2 protein-coding genes and 1 pseudogene are annotated in these 3,924 nt (G+C 38.7%); 2 read left to right on the plus strand and 1 reads right to left on the minus strand.

All coding sequences use genetic code 11. The features are described 5' to 3' along the window. Positions 1-112: 112 nt before the first annotated feature. Positions 113-931, plus strand: a pseudogene (locus ACEN33_RS11920) (PTS transporter subunit EIIC); the annotation flags it as partial. Between the two features lie 24 nt (positions 932-955). Continuing rightward, entirely contained in the window at positions 956-2,401 is a 1,446-nt protein-coding gene (locus ACEN33_RS11925; RefSeq protein ID WP_407090627.1) for a glycoside hydrolase family 32 protein, read from the plus strand. Positions 2,402-2,459: 58 nt separating this feature from the next. On the opposite strand, the gene ACEN33_RS11930 is transcribed toward ACEN33_RS11925, so the two are convergent. Next, positions 2,460-3,740 carry a hemolysin family protein gene (locus tag ACEN33_RS11930; protein ID WP_407090628.1) on the minus strand — a complete coding sequence of 427 codons (1,281 nt, stop codon included), beginning with the start codon at positions 3,738-3,740 and terminating at the stop codon, positions 2,460-2,462. Positions 3,741-3,924: the final 184 nt, after the last annotated feature.

Below are 3,924 nucleotides of genomic sequence, written 5' to 3' on the forward strand. Positions count from 1 at the left end.
AGATTCTCCTTTGATTGGTTTTGGTCGACTTAATTATAAGGGAATCTACTGACCTTTTTCTATTGATATACAAAAAAACGTACCAGTGAGTTTTTAGAACTCACCAACACGATTAATTATAGAACCACAATTACCGAATGCCTATGACGTTCGAGGCGGCAGTGCGAGTCCGATGAATATTTTTGGGATTGATATTTATGGCTATCAAGGTTCGATTTTCCCAGCGATTCTTGCGGGTTGGATGATTAGTAAATTGGACAAATGGTTACGTACATGGGTGCCTAAAGTGATGGATCTGATTGTTACGCCGTTCTTAACGATTACGATTACAATTGGTGTTATATTATTTCTGTTAGGTCCAATCATTCAAGTAATTGAAAGCTTTGTCATTGATGGTATCGTCACTTTAATCAATGCGCCGTTAGGTATTGGCTACATAGTCTTTGGAGCACTTCAACAATTAATTGTTATTACTGGTTTACACCATTCAATTGGTTTAATCGAAATAACGTTGCTGAGTGATACGGGATTGAATGTGATTCAGCCTTTAACTACAGTGAGTATGGCAGGACAATTTGGTGCTGCAATTGGAGCAGCCTTTTTAATGAAGGACCAAGTGAAACGTACAAACATGATCAGTTCAGCGGTGCCTACTTTATTTGGAATTACAGAACCCCTATTATTCGGTGTTAACATGAGATCACTGCGTATATTTGGTTCAGGGATTGTTGCAGGTGCGGTTGGAGGATTTTTAATTTACCTCTTCGACTTAGCAGCAACAGGTATGGGAATTACTTTTATTCCTGGATTATTACTTTATACAAGTAGCTTAACAGCTTTAACACAATACATTATCGTGAGCTTAGCAGCATTCCTAGTAGGTTTCATCTTAGTTCGTTTACAAGGAAAAGCGATTCGTGAAGAAGTTTAAAATCGAGGTAAAGGAGACGAATGGATGAGTAAAAAAGCATATATTAACTGGAAACAAATTCAAGCAGCTCAAGCAAAACTAAAGCCAAGTGTAGAGGCAGATCCATGGCGACTCAGTTATCACCAAATGCCTGAAACAGGCTGGTTGAATGACCCAAACGGGGCGGTGCAATTTGACGGCGTCTATCATTTATACCATCAATATGTTCCCCAAGACCCTAAAGGTGGCGCAACTCATTGGGGACACAAAACGTCGACAGATATGGTGCAATTTAAAGATGAAGAGATCTTTATGTCACCTGATCAAGCGTTTGACCAAGATGGTGTATATTCAGGCAGTGCCATTGTATTAGACGATAAGATTCATTTCTTCTATACAGGTAACGTTAAAAATGAGGGTGACCATGATTATACATTTAGTGGACGCGAACAAAATACTGTCCATGTAGTTTCACCTGATGGTTTTACAATTGAATCAAGAGAAATGATCATTCCGCACTCAGCGTACCCAGAAGGTTTTACGGATCATATTCGCGATCCAAAAGTATTTGAATTAAATGGAAAATATTACTTGATTTTAGGTGCGAGACGTCGTACTAATATGGGAAGCATCTTGATTTATAGCTCACCTAATTTATATGACTGGGAATATGAAGGTATATTTCTAGAAGGGGATGAAGAGCAAGGGTACATGTGGGAATGTCCGGATTACTTTAATGTGTCAGGTAAAGATATCTTAGTTTTTTCACCACAAGGAATCCTACCAACAACATACAACTATCATAACCCACATGCGGCCACTTACTTAACCGGGCAAGTGAACTGGGATGAGTTAAAGTTCCAAGTGGAAGAAGATTTTAGAGAGTTGGACCATGGATTTGATTTCTATGCACCTCAAACGTTTGAAGACGACCAAGGTCGCCGCATTATGTGGGTTTGGATGGGCATTGGCGATACTCAGCCGGAATACAATAACCCAACGATTGCGAGAGGGTGGCAACATGCGATGGCTTTACCGCGTGAGTTAAACTTTGAAGACGGCATGTTAAAACAACGCCCCTTAGTGGAATATCAAACTCTGCGTGGCCAAGAACAGTCGTATTCACTGACTGAATTGTCTGCTGACACACTAAGAGGTGAAGTCTACGAACTATTGATTGATTTTGATGAACGACCGAAAGATTTTGAACTACAACTGCGACAAGATACTTCGGTAACTTATCAAGCCGGGGAACTAACATTAAGACATGGAGAAAGTGGCTACGGTCGTCGTAAGCGCACGCTTCCACTTGAATCACTATCGCAATTACACATTTTCTCTGATACGTCCTCATTAGAAATCTTTGTCAATGATGGTGAAGCCGTCTTTACTTCACGCGTCTATCCCGATGCGAACCAAGATAAGATACAAATAACTGGAAATGGAACCGGAAAAGTCACTTATTGGGATTTAGCGACAACAACTAAATAATTTAAAAAGGCTCAAGAACCGTGATAAATTCATCACCATTCTTGAGCCTTTATTTATGCTATTCTTTAATGCGAGTAACTTTTAATTGAGTTGCAGTTGCTTCATTGACTTGCATTAATTCAAGCATCAGCATTTCAATTTCAAGGCATGTGCCAATCTTATCTTCGCTTGGAATAATTTCGGATTTATATGTGAAGTAGCCACCAATTGTGTCCACTTCGTTACTTGTCACAATGGTACCAAAGTATTCATTGAAGTCATTGATATTCATAATACCGTTGACTAGCCATGATGATTCGTCTAGTTTTTGCACTAGAGCATCTTCTTCGACCGTATCATATTCATCATAAATCTCTCCAACAATTTCCTCGATAATATCTTCTAAAGTAACGAGTCCAACGGTTTGACCGTATTCGTCTTTTACAACCGCAATATGATTGCTCGTTTGTTGAATTTGCGAGAATAAATCATCTAATAGTAAAGTTTCAGGAACATTTAAAGGATCATGAGCTAAATCTTTTAAATCGACTTGGGTGTAATCGCCGACCAGGACACTCGCACGCAAGTAGTCCTTCACTAAAACTACACCTAAAATATTATCTTTGTCATCTTGATAAACAGGCAGTCTTGAAAATGTCGAATTGACGATGATTTCGTGATTCACTTCGCGTTCTTTATTAATATCAATCATCAATGCTTGATTACGAGGCACCATCACCTCACGAACATTTTTCCGGTTCAGTTTCAGAACACCTTGCATCATGCCAACTTCATCCGATTCAAGCGCTCCTTCTTCACCACCTCGAATCACAATTTCACGGATATTTGAGAAAGTTAATTTCTCATCTTCATTGGAAAAGTCAATCGGAAGAAGCGATTGAAAGAAGTTTAACGTGACAGTTAAAAACCAAACGACCGGTTTAAAAATCGTGTAAATCAGATTTAAAATACGTGCCGATGCCTTTGAATATTTTTCAGGAATGGCTTGCCCAATTGATTTAGGTAATAATTCCCCGAAAATTAAAGTTAATACAGTTACGATGAGCGAAATAACGATCGCCGCACCTTGTGCACCTAGATAAGGTGAAATGAATTGTGATAACCCACTCGTTGCAAAAGATGAGTTTAACGTTCCGATTAAAGTAATCGCCACTTGGACAACCGCTAAAACGCGATCTTGATTGTAATATAGCTTTAATGCGAGTTGAGCCTTTTTGCTCCCAGATTCGGCTTCTTTCTCTAATTTGTCTTTATTTGCAGTTATAAATGCCATCTCTGAACCAGAGAAAAAACCATTTAACAGAGTAAAGACAATAAGTAAAATGATGGGTGTTAACATCGCTTTCTCCTTTTTTTATTTGTTAATAAAGTGTATTGTTATGTAATCTATTATATCTCGCCGATTGTAAAATTAAGCTAGACAACTAAAACAGCCATTTGTGGTACACTCAACTTGTAATTCCGACCAAAGAATACAAAGGAGTGACCACAAATGACCTACACCCATCTTACCACGGATGAAC

Origin of the sequence: Ruoffia sp. FAM 24228 (genome assembly GCF_045528575.1) — a bacterium.
Taxonomy (GTDB): Bacteria; Bacillota; Bacilli; order Lactobacillales; family Aerococcaceae; genus Ruoffia; species Ruoffia halotolerans.

Bases quoted from the DNA above. Each gene is read 5' to 3' on its own strand.
- ACEN33_RS11930 (WP_407090628.1), bottom strand. From the start codon at position 3,740: ATGTTAACACCCATCATTTTACTTATTGTCTTTACTCTGTTAAATGGT.
- ACEN33_RS11925 (WP_407090627.1), top strand. From the start codon at position 956: ATGAGTAAAAAAGCATATATTAACTGGAAACAAATTCAAGCAGCTCAA.